The following is a 24,280-nucleotide window of genomic DNA, read 5'->3' as shown; positions in this document are numbered from 1 at the left end:
GAAAGGCAAGGGTAATAGAATGGGCGAAGTTATTTTAACGATGAAAGATATTGACAAGTCTTTCCCTGGTGTACATGCTTTGGATCATGTAAACCTGGAAGTGAGAAAAGGTGAAGTCCTTGCACTTATGGGAGAGAACGGTGCCGGTAAATCAACATTGATGAAAGTGTTGACAGGTATTTACAAAAAAGATTCCGGTACAATTACATATGAAGGAAAAGAAGTAGAATTTACAAACGCAAGAGAAGCTCAGGATGCAGGTGTTATCATCGTACATCAGGAGTTGAACATGTTAGGTGATCTGACTGTTGCACAGAACATTTTTATCGGACGTGAGTTCAAAAAAGGACTTAGCATTGATGATAAGAAGATGAATGAAGAAGCTAAGAAGCTGTTCGACAGAATGAACATCGATATTGATCCAAAAGAAAAAATGGCGAACCTGACAGTCGGAAAACAGCAGATGTGTGAGATCGCAAAAGCAATCTCTCATGATGCAAAAGTAATCGTCTTTGACGAACCATCTGCTGCATTAACAGAGACAGAGATTCAGGAACTCTTTAAAATCATTCGTGATTTGAGAGAAAAACAGCTTGGTATTGTTTATATCTCACATCGTATGGATGAGATTAAAGTCATTACAGATCGTGTTACAGTTATGCGAGATGGTCAGTATGTTGGAACATTGATCACAAAAGATAGTACAAAAGACGATATCATCAACATGATGGTTGGTCGTGTTATCTATGAAGATCCTAAGACTGAAAGTACAGTACCAAAAGATGCACCGGTTGTTCTGAAGGTAGAACACCTCAATGCAGGTAAGATGGTTCAGGATGTAAGCTTTGAATTACGAAAAGGCGAAATCCTTGGATTCTCAGGACTTATGGGTGCTGGACGTACAGAGACAGCAAGAGCTTTATTTGGAGCTGACCCGATCGACAGTGGTGACATTTACATTAATGGTAAAAAAGTTACAATCAAGAGTCCGGAAGATGCTGTTAGATGTGGTATCGGATATCTTTCAGAAGATAGAAAGAGATACGGAATTGTTGTTCAGAAATCAGTTGCTGAGAATACAACAATGGCAACAATGGAACAGTTCATGAAGGGTATCTTTATCGATAAGAAGAAAGAGAAAGAAGTTGCTAAGAAATATGTAGAATCTCTTGCAACAAAAACACCAACAGTAGATCAGCTGGTAGTAAACCTGTCAGGTGGTAACCAGCAGAAAGTTGTTATCGCTAAATGGCTGACAAGAGATTCAGAGATTCTGATTTTCGATGAGCCTACAAGAGGTATCGACGTTGGAGCTAAAAATGAGATTTACAAACTGATGAATCAGTTGGCAGCAGAAGGAAAAGCCATTATTATGATTTCCTCAGAGATGACAGAAATATTACGTATGAGTGATAGAATCGTCGTAATGTGTGAAGGAAAGAAAACTGGTGAGCTGGATATTTCCGAGGCTACACAGGAAAATATCATGAACATGGCTACACGAGAGATTGATTAGGGAGGAAAAAGTAATGGCAAAAACAACGACGAAAACGGCTGGTACGAAGAAGTCGACAATCGATAGACTTGGAGGACAGAAAGTAATCGTTCTTCTCGTAGTAATTGCATTGTTTATCTTCTTCTGCATAATGAGCCCGAACTTTAGAAAATATACAACAATTGTTAACATCCTTGATTTCTCATATTATATTTCATTGATGGCAATTGGAGTTGCATTTACATTGATGACAGGCGGTGTAGACCTTTCCATTGGTACAGGACTTATTTGTTACTCACTTGTAGGTGGATATTTGATCGTGCATCAGGGACTTCCTACAGGAGTTGGTATTCTGATTAGTATCTTAATGGGTATGGCAGTAGGTGTTGTAAACGGATTCTTAGTTGCAATCATGGAATTACCTGCATTCTTAGCTACACTTTGTACATGTATGATTACTCGAGGACTTGGATCTATCATTTCAGGTGGATTTGGAATTTCATGGCCGGCAGCTGGAGCAGCAGGCGGATGGTTCAGAAAAATCTTTAAGATTCAGGTTGGTGGAACAAATATTCCAATCGGATTCATATGGATTATCTTGTTAGTAGTAGTAATGTCATTTGTATTGAATCATACAAAAATTGGACGTTATACACTTGCAATCGGAAGTAACAAAGAAGCAACAAAATTATCTGGTGTAAACGTAACATTCTACCACATTATGGCTTATGTGATTTGCGGATTCTTCGCAGGATTAGCTTCAATTTCTTACTCAGCTATCTTCGCAACAGTTCAGCCAGGTAGTGGTGCCGGATTTGAGCTTGAAGCGATCGGTGGAGCTATCATCGGTGGCGTATCAATGTCAGGTGGTGCAGGAAGTATCACAGGAACACTTGCAGGTGTATTCGTAATCTGTCTGTTAAAGACAGGACTTCCATTCATCGGATTGACAGCTAACTGGCAGCAGATCATTACAGGATTTGTATTAATCGCAGCTGTATTGGTTGATATCATGAAGAGAAAAGGTGAAAACAAATAATTTCACATAAGAAAAAATAATTAATATTCAATCGTGGCGGAAAAAATCCGCCACCCCTAAAAAAGATAGATAGCAATCAGAGACGAGGGAAATGACTGATTGTTACTATAGAAAAAGAAAAAACATTTTCATGTCAAGGAGGACAAAAATTATGAAAAAGAGAGTTTTAGCAGTATTACTTGGTGGATGTATGGTAGCAGGACTTCTTGCTGGATGTGGCGGAAGCTCATCTTCAAGCTCAAGCGATTCTTCAGCAGACACTAAAAAAGCTGACGGAGATTCAGGAAAAGGATATCACTTCGAAGTAGTTGTAAAGAGCTTCCAGTCTTCATACTGGCAGGCAGCTGTACAGGGAATCGAGCAGGCACAGGAAGAACTGGGTGTAACAACAAACACAACAGGTCCTAACGCAGAGTCTGATATCGCTGACCAGGTAAACATGCTGAACAACGCAATCAACCAGAACCCAGACGGAATCGCACTTGCTGCTTGTGACCAGAACTCAGTTATTGAAGCACTTCAGTCAGCAAAAGACAAAGGTATCCCAGTAGTATGTTTCGACTCAGGTGTACCTGATGCTCCAGAAGGATCTGTATACGCTACAGTAGTTACAGACAATGGTGGTGCTGGTGCTATCGCAGCAGACAAAATTTACGAAGCAGTTAAAGACAAAATCGCAAAAGCTGACGGACAGGTTCGTGTAGGTGAAGTTAACCAGGATGCTACATCTGCTAACATCACAGAGCGTGGAATGGGATTCGTAAACAGATTCATCGAGCTTGCTAAAGAAGATGGAAAAACATGTGCAGTAGTTGGAAATGACTACTATGTTAACCTTGTAAAAGATAACGGAGATGCTAAAAAAGCTGATATCATCATCGAAGTAGCTGTACCTGCACAGACAACAGTTGAGCTGTGTGCTACAGAGGCATCTAACATCATGAACAAAAATGATACAATCGCTATGTTCGGTTCTAACCAGGTTTCAGCTGAAGGTCTTCTTACAGCTAACCAGAACCTGAATGTATTAGGATCAGATGTTGAGAAAAACATCGTTGCAGCTGGATTCGACGCTGGATCTACAATCAAAGCAGCTGTTAAAGACGGAACACTCATCGGTGCTGTTACACAGTCTCCATTAATGCAGGGTAAAATTTCTATCGAAACACTGTATGACATCTGCGAAGGAAAAGAAGTTAAAGACGTTCAGACAGATGGTTACTGGTATGATTCAACAAACATGGATGATGCTGACATCTCTCCAAACTTGTATGACTAATTTCAGAATAACAATCTGAAAAGCATAAAATAAGGAAAACCGGGGATAAAACCTCGGTTTTTCTATTTAATGGAAATATCTTTTCCTTGCTATAAAGATATCATCTCGGTATAATAATAGTAGATTTTGGCAGGAAAAGATCTAAGTCGGAAGAACATGAAAGACATAGGAGGATGATTAGATGCTTCAAGGGATAGAAATAATTTTCGAAGACAGAGATAAAATGATGGCTCATTTGAAAAAGAAAACTTATAAGGAATATACAGAAAACTTTATTCAAAACCATGGCCATTATTTTGAAGAGATGACAACATATGTAGAAGGTGCTAAAGACAAAGAAGCAGCGGCAAAAGAAATCGGAGAATGTCTTGCATCAGCAGTAAAGAAGACATTTGTAAATAAGAAGGGGAAGATCGGAGCGCGTACCCAGTCTGATCTCAATTTCTTTATGATATACTATGTCTTTCCAACAATTCTTAGCAGTGGAAGCGAATATGCTAAGACAATTGCGGATGGTGTATGTGAGGTATGGAAAAGCAGTTTTGCTAATAGTGATATCGGTTATACAGACTATGATTCATTATATGATTCATTCCGCGAAAAAATATTTGGTATTTTTTAATATTAAAACATTTAAAAAGATATGATGAATGGAAATAAAAAGAGATGCATGTGAATTTTGTTTCATAAGCATCTCTTTTTTCTTCTCCTTAAAGGGGAGCGGTAATATTAAAAATAGAAGAAAAAACATTATTTTAAATATTGTTTTGGAGTTGTTCCCTTATATTTCTTGAATGTTTTTATAAAATAACTCAAATCATTAAAACCGGCATTATAAGCCACTTCTGTAATCGTATCATTTGTCGTAAGCAGCTGATAGCAGGCACGCTCAATACGGTAATAGTTCAAATAATCGACAGGTGAACGATGTGTCATCTCCTGAAAAAAACGGCAAAAATATTTCGGAGACATCTGCACAGAATCTGCCATTTCCTGTAAACTGATCGGCTTGTTATAGGAAGATTCGATAAATTCCAAAGCCTGTTTAAGCTGAACAATTCTTCGATGATCACGAGGCGGTTTGTCAGGAGTTGGATTATAATAATTTTCAGAAAAAATAGTTCCGATCAGTTGGTATAAGGAACCAAGTACAATGAGCTGATAACCAGGTTTTTTAGAGGAAATTGAATCAAACATATGCCATACGATCTGGTGGATATCATTGTAAGTTCCGGTGTAAACATAATTAAAAGAGACTTCCCGGTCGGTAATTTTACGCACGAATTTACAACAGTCATCATTTTTATTCATTAAGACATTCATATCAAATACCAGACAATCATATTCACAGCCAAGCGGGGTGCCGGAATGAAGAGAACCGGCCGGGATAAATATAAATGAACCGGCTGAGACACGGAAAGTCCGTTCATCAATTGTTATCTGTAAAACACCTTTTAAAACACGGATTAATTCAAATTCTACATGCCAGTGCAGGGCCATCTCATATTGAGGATGAGAGGGAGAAACATGATGGTATTCCAATGGAAAATCTGCAGTTCCTCGTTGTCTGCTTTCACGATAGTTTATATATTGCATAGTATTTTTTTGCTCCTTTTTATTTGTATAGATTATTATAAATAAGATTGATTGATTTTCAAAACAAATTAATAAATGTGAATATTGTTATATTTTTTACCAGTATAACACAAGTAAATTGTAAAAAACAATGGTAAAATGATTACATGAGATCAAGGGAGTGAAGAGAAGTGCGTATTTACTCCATTATGAACTGCTTCATAACTGTCAGTATATGATGGGATGGAAGTGAGAAAGGAGGTTCATCAGTGAGCAATAACAAAAAACAAGTTCTGGCATTTGATTTTGGTGGCGGAAGCGGAAGAGCAATTCTCGGAAGTCTGGAAGATGGAAAGATTCAGATGAAAGAAGTATATCGCTTTTCAAATGATCCGGTTATAATCAACGGAACAATGTATTGGGACACACTGAGACATTTTTTTGAAATTAAACAGGGAATTGTAAAAGCAAAACAGGAGGGTGGCTTCGAAAGTATCGGAATTGATACATGGGGAGTTGACTTCGGACTTTTGGATGAACATGGAGCATTGTTAGAAAGTGCGGTTCACTACAGAGATGATCGTACACTCGGCATGCAAGAAGAAGTGTTCAAAGCAATTCCAAAAGAAAGAGTGTACGAGTTAACTGGATTACAGTTTGAAAATTTCAACACAATTTTCCAATTATATTCATTGGTTAAGAAAAGACCATGGTTATTGGAAAAAGCAGACAAGATGTTATTAACTCCTGATTTGTTCAACTATTTCCTTACAGGAGAGAAGAAAGCAGAGTATACAATGGCTGCTACAACACAGCTTTTGGATGCAAAGAAGAAAGAATGGTCAGAAGAGATTCTGGAGGCACTTCAGATTCCGAAGCATATTTTACCAGAGATCGTTCCAAGTGGAACTGTAATCGGTACATTGCAGCCTGCAATTTGTGAAGAGCTTGGCGTAGACCCGGCAAAAGTAATTGCAATCACAGGACATGACACACAGAGTGCAGTGGTATCCGTACCAACACAGAATGATGATTTTATTTTCATTAGTTGTGGAACATGGAGCTTATTCGGAACTGAGTTACCGGGACCGGTTATTGGAGAAAAATCACTGGAGTGTAATGTAAGTAATGAAGGTGGTTATGGTAATACAACAACATTATTGAAAAATATTATTGGACTTTGGCTTGCACAGGAAAGCCGTAGACAATGGATTCGTGAAGGTCAGGAATATTCGTTCGGCGAGTTGGAGCAGATGGCAGTAAAAGCAGAGCCATTCCAGAGCTTTATCGATCCGGATTCACCAGAATTCGTTGCTGCAGGTAATATTCCGGAGCGTATCCGTGAATTCTGCCGTAAAACAGGACAGAAAGTGCCGGAGACAATCGGAGAGATTATGTGCTGTATCAACCAGAGCTTAGCATTAAAATATCGTTATGCACTGGAACAGATTGAAGCATGTACAGGTAAACATTATCCTGTAATCAATATGATCGGTGGAGGAATCCAGAGTAAACTTCTTTGTCAGATGACAGCAGGAGCAAACGGTCGTAAAGTTATCGCAGGACCTGTCGAAGCAACAGCACTTGGAAATATTGCTGTACAGTTGATGGCTCTTGGAGAAATCAAAGATGTAAAAGAAGCAAGACAGATCATCGCAGATTCAGAAACTACATATGAGTATCTTCCACAGGATACAGAGAAGTGGGATGCTGCATATGAGAAATTTAAAACATTTATTCATTAATCAAGGAGGAAATGTATCATGGCAAAATCAAGACTTATTGGGGACTATCCTGTAATTGGAATCAGACCTACAATCGACGGAAGAAGAGGAGTTCTTAAAGTTCGTGAGTCATTGGAAGACCAGACAATGAACATGGCAAAATCCGCTGCAAAATTATTTGAGGAGAACATCAGATATTCAAACGGAGAGCCAGTTAAAGTTGTTATCGCTGATACAACAATCGGACGTGTTGCAGAGTCAGCAGCTTGCGCAGACAAATTTAGAAAAGAAGGTGTAGATATTACTCTTACAGTTACACCTTGCTGGTGCTACGGAGCTGAGACAATGGACATGGATCCTAACACAATCAAAGCTGTTTGGGGATTCAACGGAACAGAAAGACCAGGAGCTGTATATCTTGCATCAGTACTTGCTACACATGCACAGAAAGGACTTCCAGCATTTGGTATTTATGGACATGATGTTCAGGAAGCAGATGACACATCTATCCCAGCTGACGTAGAAGAGAAGCTGTTAAGATTCGGACGTGCTGCAGTTGCTTGTGCAACAATGAGAGGAAAATCTTACTTACAGATCGGTTCTGTAACAATGGGTATTGGTGGTTCTATCATCAACACAGACTTCTTTGAAGATTATCTTGGAATGCGTGTAGAATCTGTAGACGAAGTAGAAATCATCCGTCGTATGACAGAAGGCATCTATGATGAAGAAGAATACCAGAAAGCACTTGCATGGACAAAAGAAAAATGTATCGAAGGATTCGATAAGAACCCAGAAGAACTTCAGAAAACACGTGATCAGAAAGATTCTGAGTGGGAGTTCGTAGTTAAGATGATGTGTATCATCAAAGACTTAATGAATGGTAACGATAAACTTCCAGCAGGATGTGAAGAAGAGATGGTTGGACACAATGCAATCGTTGCAGGATTCCAGGGACAGAGACAGTGGACAGACTTCTATCCAAACTGTGACTATCCAGAAGCACTCTTGAATACATCATTTGACTGGAATGGAGCAAGAGAGCCATACGTTCTCGGAACAGAGAATGATACATTGAACGCAACAAGTATGCTGTTCATGAAACTGTTAACAAACCGTGCACAGATCTTCGCTGATGTTCGTACATACTGGAGCCCAGAGGCTGTTAAGAAAGCTACAGGATATGATTTGGAAGGTGTTGCTAAAGAAGCAGGCGGATTTATCCACTTGATCAACTCTGGAGCAGCTTGTCTGGATGCTTGTGGTGAAGCAAAAGATGAGAACGGCAACGGAGTTATGAAACCTTGGTATGAAGTAACAGAAGAAGATCAGGATGCAATCATGAAAGCTACTACATGGAACTATGCAGACCTTGGATACTTCCGTGGAGGTGGATTCTCTTCAAGATTTGAAACAAAAGTAGAGATGCCTGCAACAATGATCCGTCTGAACATTGTAAAAGGACTTGGACCAGTTCTTCAGATCGCAGAAGGATGGACAGTAGGACTTCCAGCAGAAGTTTCTGATAAGCTTTGGAAGAGAACAGACTACACATGGCCATGTACATGGTTCGCTCCAAGAACAACTGGAGAAGGTGCATTCAAGACAGCTTACGATGTAATGAACAACTGGGGAGCTAACCACGGTGCAATCAGCTACGGACATATCGGAGCAGATTTGATTACAATGGCTTCTATGCTGAGAATTCCAGTTTGCATGCACAACGTACCAGAAGAGAAGATCTTCAGACCAGCAGCTTGGAATGCATTTGGAATGGATAAAGAAGGTGCAGACTACAGAGCATGTGCTAACTTTGGACCACAGTTCAAAAAATAATTAACAAATAACACTGATTGCATGCAATCGAAAAATAATTAATCCCTTATAAAATATAGGGCGCATGCCGAAATGGTATGCGTCCTTTTTAGAAAAATAAAAAAGTTTCATGGAGGATGAGAAGATGTTAAAAGGAATTCCTAAAATTTTATCACCAGAATTATTAAAAGTATTATGCGAGATGGGACATAGTGATCGTATTGTTATTGCAGACGGAAACTTTCCATGTGAATCAATGGGAAAAGATGCTATCGTAATCCGTTGTGACGGACATGGCGTACCAGAAATTTTGGATGCAATTCTTACAGTTATGCCATTGGATGCATATGTAGAGAAACCAGTTAATTTGATGGAACTTATGCCATGTGATATCGGCAAAATCGACACACCGATCTGGGACGAGTACAAAGCAATCGTGAAGAAACACGATGAAAGAGGCGAAGCAGCAGTTGGCAATATCGAGAGATTTGCATTCTATGACGAAGCAAAAACAGCTTATGCAATCATTGCAACAGGTGAGTCAGCTGTTTATGCAAATGTTATGCTTCAGAAAGGTGTTGTAACTGACTAAACAGTTACGAGTTGTTGAACAAGTAATTAATAAAATTTTTCTCCTAAAAATATAGAATCCAAAAAAGATTCGAAAGGCAGAGTCAGAGTAGAAAATACTTTGGCTCTGCCTTTTTTGCGGTTGCCTTGTCTGTCAAAAAGTAATAACTTATGGTAAACTATCATAGTGTGAAATAGAAAAGTAAGTTCTAAAGAATTGAGATGAGGTTGGATATGCATTTAGAGTGGAATAAATTAAAGACACCCGGATATCTGGAAATCGGACTTGCAGTCATATTGATTATCACAATGGCAGGAATCGGAGGTTGGAAACAACATCAGAATAAAGTTCTTGAAAAAGAAAAAGAGATCATTCGGCAGGCAGAAGAGGAAAACAAAAAGGAAAAAGATAAACAGCAAAATGCAAATAATAAAACAGAAAGTGTGTCTGAAAATGATGTTCAGGAAACAATAGCAGAAGGGCAATATCCGATTATGGGAACAAGTCCTGTAACGGCAGAACAGTTAGTTTCCTACTTTAAATCAGCAGGTGTATCCTATCCGTCAGAAGAATTAGGTGAAGGCGGTGCGGATTCTATCGAGACATTTGTAACAATGTATTGTGAAGAAGCGGCAGCAGAAGGGGTTCGCCCGGAGGTTGCATTTGTGCAGACAATGAAAGAAACAGGATGGCTTCAGTTTGGCGGAGATGTATCCGTAGAACAATTTAATTTCGCAGGTCTTGGAACAACCGGGGGCGGCGTTCCAGGAAATTCCTATCCCGATGTGCGGACAGGAATCCGTGCCCAGATACAACATTTAAAAGCATATGCCTCAACAGAGCCTTTAAATCAAGCATGTGTAGATGAGAGATATGAGTATGTCTTAAAGGGATGTGCTCCGTATGTAGAATGGCTGGGACAAAAAGAAAACCCTGCAGGAACCGGATGGGCAACTGCGGAGAAGTATGGGGATTCGATTGTGAGTATGATTGGGAAGATGTAATTTAGTTCATTAAATGGCAATACGTTTCTTACAAAAAATTGATATAAGAATTCTTGGGTAAGTAATGTATTGGCTCAGTTCGTGAAGTGAGTGAACTTAAAGGATATTGAGTGACGATATCTGCGATAGTGAATTTTTGGGGATTGAAGATGCAAAATTTGTGAAGAAAGTATCCTCAAATACCAGAAAAGACAAGATGCAGATGCAATTGTACATGACAGGCAGGCTTAAAAGTATCTGCAAGCTCAAAGAAAATCAAGTTGCAGATACATTGGTCAAGAAAAGAACATCTGTAACAGCGAATATCAAGCCTTGCAGATACAACGATTACCACAAAGATATCTATAACATTGAATAAGCGAGATGTGTAGATACATGAGATACCAGCGCCTGTTCAGTAAAGCTCTGCTTTTTAATTCATTAGATTTGCGATAACGTACTGAGAAAAAATATTTGATATGAATTTCTGCGAATACAAAGGAAGCGATTGGAAATAGTAAAAGGCCAGAATTTTACGTTAGAGCTTAGAAACTTGCTGTTTGAGGGCATAGCCCGAGTTGCTGGTTTCTAAGCTCTGTTTTTAGTAATAATTCTGACCTTTATGTATTTCCCGCTGACGGAGTCTGAACAGAAATTCATATCAAATATTTTTCTAAGGGATGCTTATCCAACTTAGTGAACTAAATAGAAATTCCGCAGAAATAATGAAACGAAATAAGATGCTGAAACGTCTAATAAGTGAAAAAAGGAAAATCGATTTTCAATTTACAAATAATTGAAAGGAGGGAGCAGTGTGGAATATCTTGTGAAACGAGCACAAAAGAAAGATGACCAGGCATTTGTGCAATTGATTGAAATGGTAAAGGGAGATTTATATAAAGTAGCAAGAAGTTATCTTGATTCCGAAGCAGATATTGCGGATGCGATCCAGGATACCATTATTGTATGCTACGAAAAAATAGATAGTTTAAAAGAAAGAAAATATTTTAAAACCTGGCTGATACGGATTTTGATAAATAAGTGTAATGATATTTTACGAAAAGAAAAACGAGAATGTTCATATGATGTGATTTCAGAGCAGGGAGACGCAGGAATGAGTACAGCAAGATATGAATTCGAAGAATTGATGAATCAATTGGATGAAAAATACCGGACAGTTTTAATTCTGTATTACGCCGAAGGATTTAAGGTCAGGGAAATTGCACAACTACTTGAGATGGAAGAAAATACAGTAAAAACAAGGTTGTCCAGAGGAAGAAAAGAAGTGAAAAAAATGTATACAATGGAACTGGCGCAAGGAAGGAGATGAGCGTATGTCTAAGGATTTTATGAATAATAAAAACGAAAATAGTGTGAAAAGAGAATATTCAGATCAGGAAATTAAAAAGATTTTATCAGAAGATATAGAAACTCCGGAATACGTAAATCAGCGTATCAAGGATACGTATGAATGTCTTGGAATTCATCATAATAAGAAATCCACAAGTAAATACCATACTTGGAAAATTGCAGTGGCAGCGATTGCAGTAACCGCCGGTCTTAGTGTTGTTGGATTTGCAGCTAATAAGTACATGGCTGTATTGAAATCAGAGAAAGGCGATTCCATTCAATATACATTTCAGGTAGACCGTACAAAAGAAGCACATGCAATTTCCGTAGAGCCAACATATATGCCGGAAGGGTATGAACGTGGAGGTGAAAATACTGCGAATTATGGAAAATGGCATAATGATAAAACAGGTGGCGGAATTAGTATTATTCCGATGAATGCATCAGAGCTGGATTATATCGAACGAATGGGACAGACAGAAGAATTTATGAATTATAAAAGAAGCCAGCAGCAGAAGGTTATGAACCTTGGAGAACAGCAGGTCGATGTATATGTCAGTGAAGATTTTTATATTGATAGTGATGATACAGTTAAAAATATTTATCTGTATGATGAAAATGAAGGGTATGCGATCCAAATATGGAGCAGAAGTGATTTGCCATATGAAGAGATATTGAAGGTTGCCGAAGGTTTAAAAGTGACAGTGCTTGACGAGGTGGTTCCATATGCAACAGAGGAAGAAATCAAAGAAGCGAAGGCAGAGCAGAAAAAATTAGAAAAAGAAAAAGTAGGTCTAAAGAAAATTGCGGCGGAAGATATTTATGAGATTGGTGATGAAATAACAGATCCAATGCTAGAAGATGAAGCATTAAAAAACGAGGTAGAGGATATTCGCTTTGTTGTAAATTCGGTAGAGGTGGCAGATAGCATTTCATTAGCTGAATATCCAAAAGAAAATTTCATCGACTACGAAAATGAAATGGCAGCATGGATGAATGAAGATGGAACATTAAAATCACATGACAGAGGTGTCTTGAATGAAAATGGTGAAATTGAAGGAATAGAAAAAGTAAATTCGAAGTATGTAATCGTTCGCATGACAGCAAAAAATTGCGGAGATACACAAAGTGAATGGAACAAAGAAGATGGAGTACCTATCGCACCGGATTTGACAACATTAGCTTCTATGGAAGATGGCACAATAGTAAAAGCGGATGATTCTTATGTATCAGTGAACGAGAATTATTCATTACAATGGATGTCATCAGATGGCAGCAGTTTTCCAGTTTACTTTGATAAGATGTGCTATACAGATGGAAATCAGCGTTTAAAACAAGCTCTGTGGCACCCACTTGCAGCAGGAGAAGAACTGGATTATACATTGATTTATGTCATAGATGAAGATCAGGTGGATCAGATGTACTTGTGGTTCTTTAGCGGGACAGGAGGAGTTGATTCGCAGGGGAATACAATTGTAAGTCCATATGTGAGGCTTGCTATTTAATTCACTGGGTGGCAATACGTTCCTTACAAAAAATTGATATAAAAATTCTTGCTCAGATTCCATGAGCGGGAGACACATAAGAGCGTAAATTTTTGCTAAAAGCAAATGAATTTGAACTCAAACTTGCTGCTATGCAGCTTCGAACACGTTCGTTCAAATTCATTAACACAAAAATTTACGCTCTAAGTGTCTTCAACGCTCACTCCATATTCGCTCGAATTTCTTATATCAATTTTTTTGTAAGTAATGTATTGGCTCAAGTTGTGAAGTAAATAGAACTCAAAGGATATCGAGCGACGATATCTGCGATAGTGGATTTTCGGAAATTGAAGATGCAAAATTTTGATGGGGAGCATCCGCACGTTATCGAAAATGTGAGATGTAGATGCAAAATTTGCGAAGGCAGTATCCTCAAATCCCAGAAAAGGCAAGATGCAGATGCAATTGTACATGACAGGCAGGCTGAAAAGTATCTGCAAGTTCAATGAAAAACAAGTTGCAGATACGGTGGGCCCAAAAAGAGCATCTGCAACAGTGAATATCTAGGCAGTGCAGATACATCAGTTGTCAATAGAGCATCTGCAACAGCGAATATCAAGCTAGTGCAGATACATCAGTTGCCACAAAGACATCTGTACAAGCAAATAACCTCATGATATAGATACATCAGGCACCAGAAAAGTAAATCCATCATCGCCCCACCTATTTCAATCACGATACACCACAAAGCAAGAAAAGACTATGCAATCCAGCGAATTGGAGTCGGGTTTGCCCGACGAAGCTCCCGCAGGAGTGCATAGTCTTTTTCTTGCTTGGGGCTGTCGTGAACTAAATAGCAATTTCATGAATCAAATACACTTTAATATCTTGACAAAACCTCCATTGAAAGTTATAGTATAATGTGCGTTAGAAGATAGTATTCTAATCAATATGAATAAGATATAAAGATAATGAAAAAGAGGAGTACACAATTACTATCGTCAGAGAGAATCATCCAAAGGCTGTGAGATGATTTCGAAAAAGGGTTGTGGAAGGTAGCTTTGGAATTGGATATTTGAAATTAAGTAGGATATCTCGTGGTTGTTTACGTTATAGAACAAAGAGGTATACAGAAGAAGAGTTGTCTGTATATGAACTTAAGGTGGTACCGCGATGATTCGCCCTTTATGTACGGAAGTATATGAAGGGCGTATTTTTATATATTAGGAAAGTCCTTTCCTAATATATAAAAAACGCTCCGCTTAGGATGCGCAGTGATTCTGATAGGAATATGTCAGCTTTGCTGACCAGAATCACGCGTCAAGTCTCACGGACGTTCGACTTGAATATATAGACAATTTCCACTTTATGTGAAAAAATTGTGACTCATAGTGACAAATCAAAAAAAATAAAATAATATGAAAACAAAAGGAGGACATCATGAAAATTGTGAGTAAAGAACTGGCAAAAACTTATGATCCAAAAGCAATTGAGCAAAAGACATATGAAAGATGGTGTGAGAACAAATATTTTCATGCGGAAGTAGACCGCAGTAAGAAACCATTTACAACGGTAATGCCACCACCGAATATTACTGGTAAGCTTCATATGGGACATGCGTTAGACAATACATTACAGGATATTCTGATCCGTTATAAGAGAATGCAGGGATACAATGCATTATGGATCCCGGGAACAGACCATGCTGCCATTTCTACAGAAGTAAAAGTAACAAATCAGTTAAAGGCAGAAGGAATTGATAAGAAAGAACTTGGACGTGAAGGATTCTTGGAGCGTACATGGCAGTGGAAAGAAGAGTATGCAGGAACAATCGAAAATCAGTTAAAGAAACTGGGGATTTCCTGCGACTGGGACAGAGAGCGTTTTACAATGGACGAGGGATGTTCTAAAGCTGTAGAGGAAGTGTTTATTAATCTGTATGAAAAAGGATATATTTACAAAGGTTCTCGTATCATTAACTGGTGTCCGAAGTGTAAGACATCGTTGTCTGATGCAGAGGTAGAACATGAAGAGCAGAATGGTAATTTCTGGCATATTAAGTATCCAATCGTAGGAACAGACAGATTCCTTGAGATTGCTACAACACGTCCAGAGACAATGCTTGGAGATAGTGCGATCGCCGTACATCCGGATGACGAGAGATATAAAGATATCGTTGGTAAGAATGTATTGCTTCCATTGGTTAACAAAGAAATTCCAATCGTTGCAGATTATTATGTAGATAAAGAGTTTGGAACTGGTGCGGTTAAGATCACACCTGCACATGACCCGAATGACTTTGAAGTTGGAAAACGTCATAATCTTCCAGAGATTAATATCATGAATGATGATGCTACAATTAATGATAAAGGTGGCAAATATGCAGGAATGGATCGCTATGAAGCAAGAAAAGCAATCGTAGCTGATCTGGAAGAACAGGGATATCTTGTGAAAGTAGTTCCACATTCTCACAATGTAGGAACACATGACCGTTGCGGAACAACAGTAGAGCCATTGATCAAACAGCAGTGGTTTGTAAAGATGGAAGAACTTGCAAAACCAGCGATTGAAGCTTTGAAGAGCGGAGAATTAAAGTTTGTTCCGGAACGTTTTGATAAGATTTATCTGCACTGGCTTGAGAATATCAAAGACTGGTGTATTTCACGTCAGATTTGGTGGGGACACAGAATCCCTGCATATTATTGTGATGAATGCGGTGAATTTGTAGTTGCAAAAGAAGCACCGGAAAAATGCCCACATTGTGGATGTACACATTTCACACAGGATGAAGATACTCTGGATACATGGTTCAGTTCAGCATTGTGGCCATTTTCTACACTTGGCTGGCCGGAGAAAACAGAAGATTTAGATTACTTCTATCCAACAGATGTACTTGTAACAGGATATGACATCATTTTCTTCTGGGTAATCCGTATGGTATTCTCAGGAATTGAGCATACAGGCAAGTGTCCGTTTAATACAGTATTGATCCATGGATTGGTTCGTGATTCACAGGGACGTAAGATGAGTAAATCTCTTGGAAATGGTATCGATCCACTGGAGATTATCGATCAGTATGGTGCAGACGCACTTCGTCTGACACTGGTTACAGGTAATGCACCTGGTAATGATATGCGTTTCTATAATGAACGTGTTGAGGCAAGCCGTAATTTTGCAAATAAAGTATGGAATGCATCTCGATTCATTATGATGAATATGGAGAAAAATGTAGTAGAAGAGCCAGAAGATTTCTTGTTAAAACCGGCAGACAGATGGATTCTTTCAAAAGTAAACAGTCTGACAAAAGAAATGACAGAGAACATGGACAAATTTGAACTCGGAATCGCAGTTCAGAAAGTACATGATTTCATCTGGGATGAGTTCTGTGACTGGTATGTAGAGATTGCAAAATATCGTATTTATCATGCAGAAGAGGATTCACAGTCAGCACAGTGCGTTTTGTGGGTACTTAAGACAGTTCTTGGACAGGCATTGAAATTACTTCATCCATTTATGCCATTTATCACAGAAGAGATTTATGGCGCACTTGTACCGGAAGAAGAATCTTTGATGATGTCAAAATGGCCTGAGTATAAAACGGAATGGGAATTCCCAAGAGCAACAGAGGTAATGGAGCATGTAAAAGCAATTACACGCGGAATCAGAAATATGCGTGCAGAGATGAATGTTCCAAACAATAAACGTACAAAAGTTTATATTGTTAGCAGTAATAAATCCTTAATGGAAGCTTTGGAAGTATTTAAAAATTCTGTAAAACCACTGATGCTTGCAAGTGACATTATTCTTCACTACGAAAAGAAAGATGTTGCAGATGATGCAGTATCTATTGTAGTTCCGGGAGCAACTGTATATCTTCCAATGGAAGAGCTGGTTGATTTTGAGCAGGAATTAGAGCGTCTGAAAAAAGAAGAAGAGAAGCTCACAAAAGAAATCGCAAGAGCGAAAGGTATGCTTTCAAATGAACGTTTTGTAAGCAAAGCACCAGAAGCAAAAGTACAGGAAGAAAAAGAGAAACTGGAAAAATATACACAGATGCTGGCACAGGTTCAGGAACGTCTGGAAGGATTAAAGCGATAGAATATACAGATTTAAAATATCTGTAAATGATATATCTGAGATGGGGATGGATTGACAGCATATGTTGATTATCCCCGTTTTGGACATTTTGGAACAATGTCTTATAGACTAAAAAACATGTAAGAGATAACGTAACAGATTAGAACAGAGAGGATATCAATGAAGAAGGTGCATATGAAAAAGCCGGATATCAAAGGTACATTTCATAAGATAAAAAATTTGAAAAAGGAAGATATCAAGGCACATTGGAAAGAGAGTAAGGCACGACGACAACGAATTCTTGAGGAAAGAAGAAACAGCAGGTTTGCAAAGAAGATGCAGCCGGTGTACCGATTTATGAATCGATTTTCGCTGGTATTTCATTTCCTTTTAGCATGTATTTTGAATTTCTTTATAGAGGGGATTTCAAGACATTCGTTGATTCAGGCATGGCTCTATATGATAGAGACGCCAAAGGTATTTTTGTTCAATGCTTATCTGATATTTGCAACATTGATGATTGTATATCTGGTGAGGAGACGGGTATTTGCCCGTATTCTGATTAGTGTATTCTGGCTGATACTGGGTATTACAAATGGGTATATGTTAATGAAACGTGTAACACCATTTAATGCACAGGATTTAAAAGTATTGTCAGATGCCATTTCGTTGACAGGAAATTATTTTGGAAAAATGGAATTGATCATGTTGATCATTGGAATCATTGCAGTAGTAATATGGGTGATTTCAATGTGGAGACGTGGTGGACAGTATACCGGTAAGATGCATAGGGTTGCTGCACTTTGTGGATTGATTGTAAGTTTACTGGGATATGTTGTACTTACGGATGTGGCAATTGATAAACGTGTGATTTCAAATTATTTTGGAAATATTGCATTTGCTTATGAAGATTATGGATTCCCATACTGTTTTACAGCGAGTGTATTTAATACGGGAATATCCGAACCGGCAGGTTACAGCAAAGAGACGATGGAAGCTATCAATAAAGATGGTGCGCTGAATGTAAGTGAGACAAGTCTGTCAGATGAAAACAAACCGAACATTCTATTTGTGCAGTTAGAGTCTTATTTTGATCCGACAGAAGTAGAATGGCTGCAGTTTTCAGAAGATCCAATTCCGAATTTGCGCAAATTATATAGTGAATATTCATCAGGCTATTTTAAGGTGCCGTCTGTAGGAGCAGGAACTGCAAATACAGAGTTTGAAGTGCTTACAGGAATGAGTATGCGTTTCTTCGGACCTGGAGAGTATCCATATAAAACTTATGCAAAGACAAAAATAATTGAAAGTGCGGCATCATCACTGGAAAAATTGGGATATGGTGCAGAGGCACTTCATAATAATACAGGTAATTTCTATAGTCGTGCACAAGTTTATAATCATATGGGATTTGACCATTACACAAGCAAGGAATTTATGAATGTGCTTCAGACAACACCGAAAGGATGGGCAACAGACGATATTCTTGTTCCACATATTTTAGAGTCAATGGATACAACGAAGCAACAGGATTTTGTTATGACAATCAGTGTGCAGGGACATGGAGATTATCCGACAGAAAAAGTTTTGGATGATCCTGAAATTATTGTCAGTGGTGTGGAAGACGAAGGAAAGCGAAATGCATGGGAATATTATGTAAATGAAGTTCATGAGATGGACAAATTTGCAGGTCAGTTGATTGAAGCATTAGAAAAACGCGGAGAACCGACAGTAGTTGTATTTTATGGAGATCATCTTCCTACAATGGGACTTGAAGCAAAAGATATGAAGAGCAAATATCTTTATAATACAAATTATGTTATTTGGGATAACATTGGATTGGAAAAGAAAGACGGAAACTATGCAGCATATCAGATTATGGCAGAAGTGTTTGATCGTTTAGATATCCATACAGGAACATTTTTTAATTACCATCAGCAGAGAAAAGATACAAAGAATTATCTGGCAGATCTTGAACTGCTCCAGTATGACGTTTTATATGGAAATCAGTATGTATATGAAAATACAGGCAAGCCGATCACAGAAGGTCATATGGTCATGGGTGTGAAAGACACATCTATTTCGGATATTGTAGAACAGTTGGATGGAACTTATAGCCTTTATGGAGAGAATTTTACAAAATATAGTAAGATTTATATCAATGATGAAAAACAGACAAGTTCATTTTTAAATAATACACGAATTGACCTAAAGGAAGCAGAATTACAAGATGGTGATGTAGTTTATGTGGCGCAGGTTGGTTCAAGTAATACGATTTTCAGGACTTCTAAGAAATATGAGTATAAAGACGGAGCATTAAAAGAACTTCCGACAGATCCGAATGACCCGGAAACAGGAAGAAATGCATTTGTAGGAAAAGACGCAGGAGAACAATAATGACCTATGATAAGGCAGTGGAATACATTAATGAGATTCCAAAATTTACAAAAAAAAATACGCCGGAGCATACGAAAGAGTTTTTAAAGAGACTTGGAAATCCACAGGATAGCTTAAAAGTGATCCATGTTGCAGGAACAAATGGAAAAGGTTCCACAAGTTCCTATCTGGATGCAATGCTTCGTGCCCAGGGGAAGACAGTTGGTCTTGCACTGTCTCCTCATTTAGTAAAAATGAATGAAAGAATTGTAATCAATCATCAAATGGTCGATGATGATACATTTCTAAATGTATTTGAACAGGTCAAAGAAAAAGTAGAAGGGATGGTGGAAGATGGTCTTCCACATCCTACTTTTTTCGAGTTTTTATTTGGCATGGTACTGATAGCATTTGCACAAGCGAAGGTGGAGTATGCAGTGCTTGAAACGGGTCTTGGAGGAAGACTGGATGCGACGAATTGTGTTGAACATCCAATCTGTTCAGTAATCACATCAATTGGAATGGATCATATGCAGTATCTTGGCAATACATTGGAAGAAATTGCCACGGAAAAGGCTGGAATCTTAAAAAATGCTGTGCCGGCTTTTTACATTGAAGGGCAAAAAGAAAGCAATCAGGTGATTGAAAAACGTGCAAAAGAACTTGGAATTTCATGTAAAAAAGTCTCGAAAAATGCGTTCGAAATTCTTGAAATTGATGAGAAATATATTGCATTTTCATGTGCAAATGCGTATTATGGAGATGTTACATGGAAACTAAACAACACTGGACGATATCAGGTAGAGAATGCAATGCTTGCGTTGGAGGTAATGCGTTATCTGTTTGGCACTGAAGGAGAATTACAAAAGTGGCAGGAAACACTTAGTGCATGTAAAGTAGGCGGGCGAATGGAAGAAGTCCTCCCACATATTTACATTGACGGGGCACATAATATCAGTGCAATCGAAAGATTTGTTGAGAGTGTTCCAAAGGATACTACAGGAATTGGAATTTTATTTTCTGTGGTAGAAGATAAAGATTATGAGGAAATGATTGCTTGTCTTTGTCAGCATGTGGATGCAGATTTTTTTGTGATCACACATATAGCAGATAAGCGTGCTGCAGATACAGAAAAGTTAGCAGAGATATTTCGTCAATATACAGAAAAACCAGTTATCGTGCAGGATTCGTTGAAGGCTGCATGGAACTATGTGACATCCAATCAGAAAGACAGGACAATTTATTGTCTGGGATCGTTGTATCTGGTGGGGATGGTCAAAGCTTTGATAGAGGAGGAGTCAAATGCTAGATTTTGAAGAAGAACTGAAGAAGTTTAAACCAAGTCTGGAAGTAGAAGATATTGAAGATGCCGTTTATCAGGAAGAGATGACAGATGTGATGGACCTCCTGAATAAGGTAATGGATCAACAGAAAAATTAGAAAGATTATGGTGAGCATAGATGGACTATACGAAGAAAATCATGCATTGTTCCAATTATTGGTACAATGATGGCCTGAGAAAAGCGCAGATTCGGGATTTATCGGGAGCGATTCTCTCACTTCGACAAAGTTTACAATATAATAAGGGGAATATTGCTGCCAGAAATCTACTTGGATTAGTTTATTATGGCAGGGGAGAAGTAGCAGAGGCACTGGTAGAGTGGATTATCAGTAAGAATTTGAAACCACGTGATAATATTGCAAATGAATATATACAGCGTGTTCAGGATTCATCCAGACGACTGGAGGCTATGGATCATGCAATTCAGGTGTATAATCAATGTCTGCAGTTATGCAGACAGGGAAGCATTGATATGGCAATTTTGAAACTGAGACAGGTTATCGGAGGTCATCCGACCTTTGTCAAAGCATATCAATTGCTGGCATTAATCTATATTCAGGATGGACAATATCCGAAAGCAAATTCATTGCTTCGCACTGCATCCAAACTGGATACAACCAATGCAACTACGTTGCGTTATATGCATGAACTCGAACTGCATCGAAGTAAGGTGCCTGCAAGGTCAGAGAAGAAAAAAGAAAAGAGAAAAAAGAAAAATTCTGTGGAATATAAGGATGGCAATGAAACAATTATTCAGCCGGCATATCATATAGTAAAGACGATTGCAGGAAAATTCACAATTATGAATATTATAATTGGAGCATTGATCGGAGCGATGATTGTCTGGTATCTCATTGTTCCGTCTGTTAATCAGTCGAAATCAGAGAAGACAAATAAGCAGATTATTGAATACAGTGAGCAGATTAATGCCATGAAGGCACAAATCAGTGCAATGACAAGAACGCTGGACAATTATCGTACAGCAGGTAGTGATTCGGAGGCAGCAGCGCAGAATGCTGCAAGTACTTCAGACAGTTATGAGAATCTGATGTCTGCATCAACACAATATAATTCAGGAAACTATACTTATGATGTGATTGCAGATTCACTTTTGAATGTTAATCGTGATCTGCTTGGAGCATCCGGTCAGGAGATGTATGATGAGATGACAGGAGAGGTTTATCCATCTGCCTGTGAGATTAAATACGAAGCCGGAATAGAGGCACTGAATGTTGCAAATTATAGCTCTGCGATAGACAACTTGTCTAAAGTTGTAAGAATGAATGCTGATTACGATGACGGAGGCGCAAGACTTAATTTAGGTATTGCATATCTAAGAAGCGGAGATAATGACAATGCAATTGCCAATTTCCAAGCTGTAGTTCAGGAATATCCAGATACAGATTATGCACAAGAAGCAACAAACAATCTGAATATGATTTCACAGAATACTGAAGAAACACAGAAAACAGAATAATAAGTTTTCGGATATTTGAAATATACGGAAGAACAAAATATACAAAAGAGGTAATTATGTAGAAGATGCATAATTCCCTCTTTTTTCTTTTACAAAGAATAAAAGAAGGTATGAAATACTGCAGATAAAAGATTGTAATACGAAAAAATATGACAGGAGGTAAAACAAGATGGATTATCAAGTGCAGGAAAATTGTCTGACAATATTTCTTCCAAAAGAAGTAGATCATCATAATGCGGAAGAAATTCGGAAAAGTGCAGATTCAGTTATTGAAAAAAATCATATCAAATATGTGATTTTTGATTTTAAAGATACGGAGTTTATGGACAGCTCAGGAATCGGAGCAATAATGGGACGATATCGCATGATACAGCTTATAAATGGAGAAGTGTGGGCGGTACATACAAATGCAAGAATTAAAAAAATATTAACATTGTCAGGAATGACGAAAATAATGCAGATATATGAGGAGGAACAGGAAAATGGGGAACACAAATGAAATGGAAGTGATCTTTGACAGCCGCTCTGCAAATGAAAGCTTTGCACGAGTCGCAGTTGCGGCATTTTTAACGCAGTTAAATCCAACTGTGGAAGAAGTGTCAGATGTAAAAACAGCAATATCGGAAGCAGTTACGAATTGTATTATACATGGATATGAAAATGAAATAAAAAAGATTTACATACGCTGTGAAATAAATGCGCATACATTTTATGTGTCGGTCAGAGATGAAGGGAAAGGGATTGAAGATGTAAAGCAGGCGATGCTGCCTATGTATACCACAAAACCAGAAGCAGATCGGTCTGGTATGGGATTTTCATTTATGGAAGCATTTATGGATCAAGTAGAAGTGGAATCCATACCGGGAGAAGGAACCGAAGTGAAAATGAAAAAAACAATTGGTAAAGGAAGAAATGCATGGACCACACAATCGCTTTAATTCAAAAATCACACGAAGGAGATAAAGCGGCAAGAGAACAATTGGTAGAGGAAAATGTAGGGCTGATCTGGTGTGTGGTAAAGCGTTTTTATGGACGAGGACTTGAAAGTGAAGATTTATTTCAGATAGGAAGTATTGGACTTCTTAAAGCTATTGATAAATTTGATCTTTCATATGATGTGAAATTCTCAACCTATGCAGTTCCAATGATTTCAGGGGAGATTAAGAGATTTTTGCGAGATGACGGGATGATAAAAGTGAGTCGTACACTGAAAGAATTATCTTATAAAATATTTCAAACCAGAGAAAAATTACTGGATTTATTGGGACGGGAACCAACCATTGAAGAGCTTGCAGAAAAAATGCAGATAGACAAAGAAGAAATAGTAGAAGCACTGGAGGCCGGAAGTGAAGTAGAATCCATTTATAAACCAATACATCAAAAAGAGGGAAATGAGATCCGGCTGATGGATAAGCTGGAAGAAAAAGAACACAGAGAAGAAAAGATACTGGATCACATGTTGTTGCAGCAGTTGCTTGGGACATTGGAAAAAGAAGAACGCACATTGATCTATATGAGGTATTTTCAAGATAAGACACAGTCACAAGTGGGAAAAGAATTAGGAATATCGCAGGTACAGGTTTCCAGAATGGAGAAGAAGATTATGGAAAATTTAAGGAAAATTGGAACATAGAATCAGAGAAGCCATTTGATCAAGTTATGTATATTTTAAAGAGAAGAGAAAATACTAAAG

20 protein-coding genes and 1 other annotated feature are annotated in these 24,280 nt (G+C 38.2%); of the genes, 19 read left to right on the top strand and 1 reads right to left on the bottom strand.

The window, feature by feature from the left end; all coding sequences use genetic code 11:
- Window positions 1–19 precede the first annotated feature (19 nt).
- From D8Q48_RS07050 to D8Q48_RS07035, 4 genes are all read left to right on the top strand, one after another.
- Entirely contained in the window at window positions 20–1,516 is a 1,497-nt protein-coding gene (locus D8Q48_RS07050; RefSeq protein WP_117990383.1) for a sugar ABC transporter ATP-binding protein, read from the top strand.
- 13 nt (window positions 1,517–1,529) lie between these two features.
- Window positions 1,530–2,534, top strand: a complete 1,005-nt coding sequence (locus D8Q48_RS07045; protein ID WP_117990382.1) for an ABC transporter permease — start codon at window positions 1,530–1,532, stop codon at window positions 2,532–2,534.
- Window positions 2,535–2,685: 151 nt separating this feature from the next.
- The gene (locus D8Q48_RS07040) at window positions 2,686–3,813 is read left to right on the top strand and encodes a substrate-binding domain-containing protein (RefSeq protein ID WP_118688748.1); all 1,128 of its coding nucleotides are present in this window, start codon (window positions 2,686–2,688) and stop codon (window positions 3,811–3,813) included.
- A gap of 181 nt (window positions 3,814–3,994) precedes the next feature.
- Window positions 3,995–4,435 carry a hypothetical protein gene (locus D8Q48_RS07035; RefSeq protein WP_022075814.1) on the top strand — a complete coding sequence of 147 codons (441 nt, stop codon included), beginning with the start codon at window positions 3,995–3,997 and terminating at the stop codon, window positions 4,433–4,435.
- A 128-nt stretch (window positions 4,436–4,563) separates the two neighbouring features.
- Here D8Q48_RS07035 and D8Q48_RS07030 read toward each other — a convergent pair whose 3' ends face one another.
- Window positions 4,564–5,409, bottom strand: a complete 846-nt coding sequence (locus tag D8Q48_RS07030) for an AraC family transcriptional regulator (protein ID WP_117990380.1) — start codon at window positions 5,407–5,409, stop codon at window positions 4,564–4,566.
- Window positions 5,410–5,657: 248 nt separating this feature from the next.
- On the opposite strand from D8Q48_RS07030, the gene D8Q48_RS07025 reads away from it, so the two are divergent.
- The 15 genes from D8Q48_RS07025 to sigF all read left to right on the top strand — a co-directional run bounded on the left by D8Q48_RS07025 (window position 5,658) and on the right by sigF (window position 24,220).
- On the top strand, window positions 5,658–7,133 hold the full coding sequence (locus D8Q48_RS07025; protein WP_117990379.1) for a rhamnulokinase family protein: 1,476 nt from the start codon (window positions 5,658–5,660) through the stop codon (window positions 7,131–7,133).
- An 18-nt stretch (window positions 7,134–7,151) separates the two neighbouring features.
- A complete protein-coding gene (locus tag D8Q48_RS07020; protein WP_117990378.1) occupies window positions 7,152–8,948 on the top strand; it encodes an L-fucose isomerase in 1,797 nt (598 codons plus the stop codon).
- A gap of 124 nt (window positions 8,949–9,072) precedes the next feature.
- Window positions 9,073–9,519, top strand: a complete 447-nt coding sequence (locus D8Q48_RS07015; RefSeq protein ID WP_117990377.1) for an RbsD/FucU domain-containing protein — start codon at window positions 9,073–9,075, stop codon at window positions 9,517–9,519.
- 212 nt (window positions 9,520–9,731) lie between these two features.
- A complete protein-coding gene (locus D8Q48_RS07010; RefSeq protein ID WP_191855116.1) occupies window positions 9,732–10,502 on the top strand; it encodes a glucosaminidase domain-containing protein in 771 nt (256 codons plus the stop codon).
- A gap of 160 nt (window positions 10,503–10,662) precedes the next feature.
- Window positions 10,663–10,860, top strand: coding sequence for a hypothetical protein (locus tag D8Q48_RS07005; RefSeq protein ID WP_130647821.1), 198 nt, complete (start codon window positions 10,663–10,665; stop codon window positions 10,858–10,860).
- Window positions 10,861–11,295: 435 nt separating this feature from the next.
- Window positions 11,296–11,811 (top strand): sigma-70 family RNA polymerase sigma factor, encoded by a 516-nt coding sequence (locus D8Q48_RS07000; protein WP_121056051.1) that lies wholly within the window; start codon window positions 11,296–11,298, stop codon window positions 11,809–11,811.
- 4 nt (window positions 11,812–11,815) lie between these two features.
- A complete protein-coding gene (locus D8Q48_RS06995) occupies window positions 11,816–13,336 on the top strand; it encodes a DUF4367 domain-containing protein (RefSeq protein ID WP_121056049.1) in 1,521 nt (506 codons plus the stop codon).
- A 941-nt stretch (window positions 13,337–14,277) separates the two neighbouring features.
- Window positions 14,278–14,504: a binding site (T-box leader), on the top strand.
- Between the two features lie 251 nt (window positions 14,505–14,755).
- A complete protein-coding gene (locus D8Q48_RS06990) occupies window positions 14,756–17,413 on the top strand; it encodes a valine--tRNA ligase (RefSeq protein WP_330514497.1) in 2,658 nt (885 codons plus the stop codon).
- Between the two features lie 159 nt (window positions 17,414–17,572).
- A complete protein-coding gene (locus D8Q48_RS06985) occupies window positions 17,573–19,789 on the top strand; it encodes an LTA synthase family protein (RefSeq protein WP_121056047.1) in 2,217 nt (738 codons plus the stop codon).
- Window positions 19,789–21,084, top strand: a complete 1,296-nt coding sequence (locus tag D8Q48_RS06980) for a Mur ligase family protein (RefSeq protein WP_118724191.1) — start codon at window positions 19,789–19,791, stop codon at window positions 21,082–21,084. The genes D8Q48_RS06985 and D8Q48_RS06980 overlap by 1 nt, the downstream gene beginning before the upstream one ends.
- The gene (locus D8Q48_RS17135; protein WP_022075040.1) at window positions 21,071–21,208 is read left to right on the top strand and encodes a hypothetical protein; all 138 of its coding nucleotides are present in this window, start codon (window positions 21,071–21,073) and stop codon (window positions 21,206–21,208) included. Before D8Q48_RS06980 ends, D8Q48_RS17135 begins: the two co-directional genes overlap by 14 nt.
- A gap of 20 nt (window positions 21,209–21,228) precedes the next feature.
- Window positions 21,229–22,587, top strand: a complete 1,359-nt coding sequence (locus D8Q48_RS06975) for a tetratricopeptide repeat protein (protein WP_117990371.1) — start codon at window positions 21,229–21,231, stop codon at window positions 22,585–22,587.
- Window positions 22,588–22,756: 169 nt separating this feature from the next.
- Window positions 22,757–23,086 carry an anti-sigma factor antagonist gene (locus D8Q48_RS06970; RefSeq protein ID WP_022075038.1) on the top strand — a complete coding sequence of 110 codons (330 nt, stop codon included), beginning with the start codon at window positions 22,757–22,759 and terminating at the stop codon, window positions 23,084–23,086.
- On the top strand, window positions 23,070–23,525 hold the full coding sequence (spoIIAB, locus tag D8Q48_RS06965) for an anti-sigma F factor (protein ID WP_117990370.1): 456 nt from the start codon (window positions 23,070–23,072) through the stop codon (window positions 23,523–23,525). Before D8Q48_RS06970 ends, spoIIAB begins: the two co-directional genes overlap by 17 nt.
- Window positions 23,504–24,220 carry an RNA polymerase sporulation sigma factor SigF gene (gene sigF / locus D8Q48_RS06960; protein ID WP_117990369.1) on the top strand — a complete coding sequence of 239 codons (717 nt, stop codon included), beginning with the start codon at window positions 23,504–23,506 and terminating at the stop codon, window positions 24,218–24,220. The genes spoIIAB and sigF overlap by 22 nt, the downstream gene beginning before the upstream one ends.
- Window positions 24,221–24,280 lie beyond the last annotated feature (60 nt).

The organism is Ruminococcus sp. B05 (assembly GCF_003628495.1).
Lineage (GTDB): Bacteria > Bacillota > Clostridia > Lachnospirales > Lachnospiraceae > Schaedlerella > Schaedlerella hominis.
The sequence above is the reverse complement of the archived record's forward strand: the minus strand, read 5'-3'. Positions and strand labels throughout refer to the sequence as shown.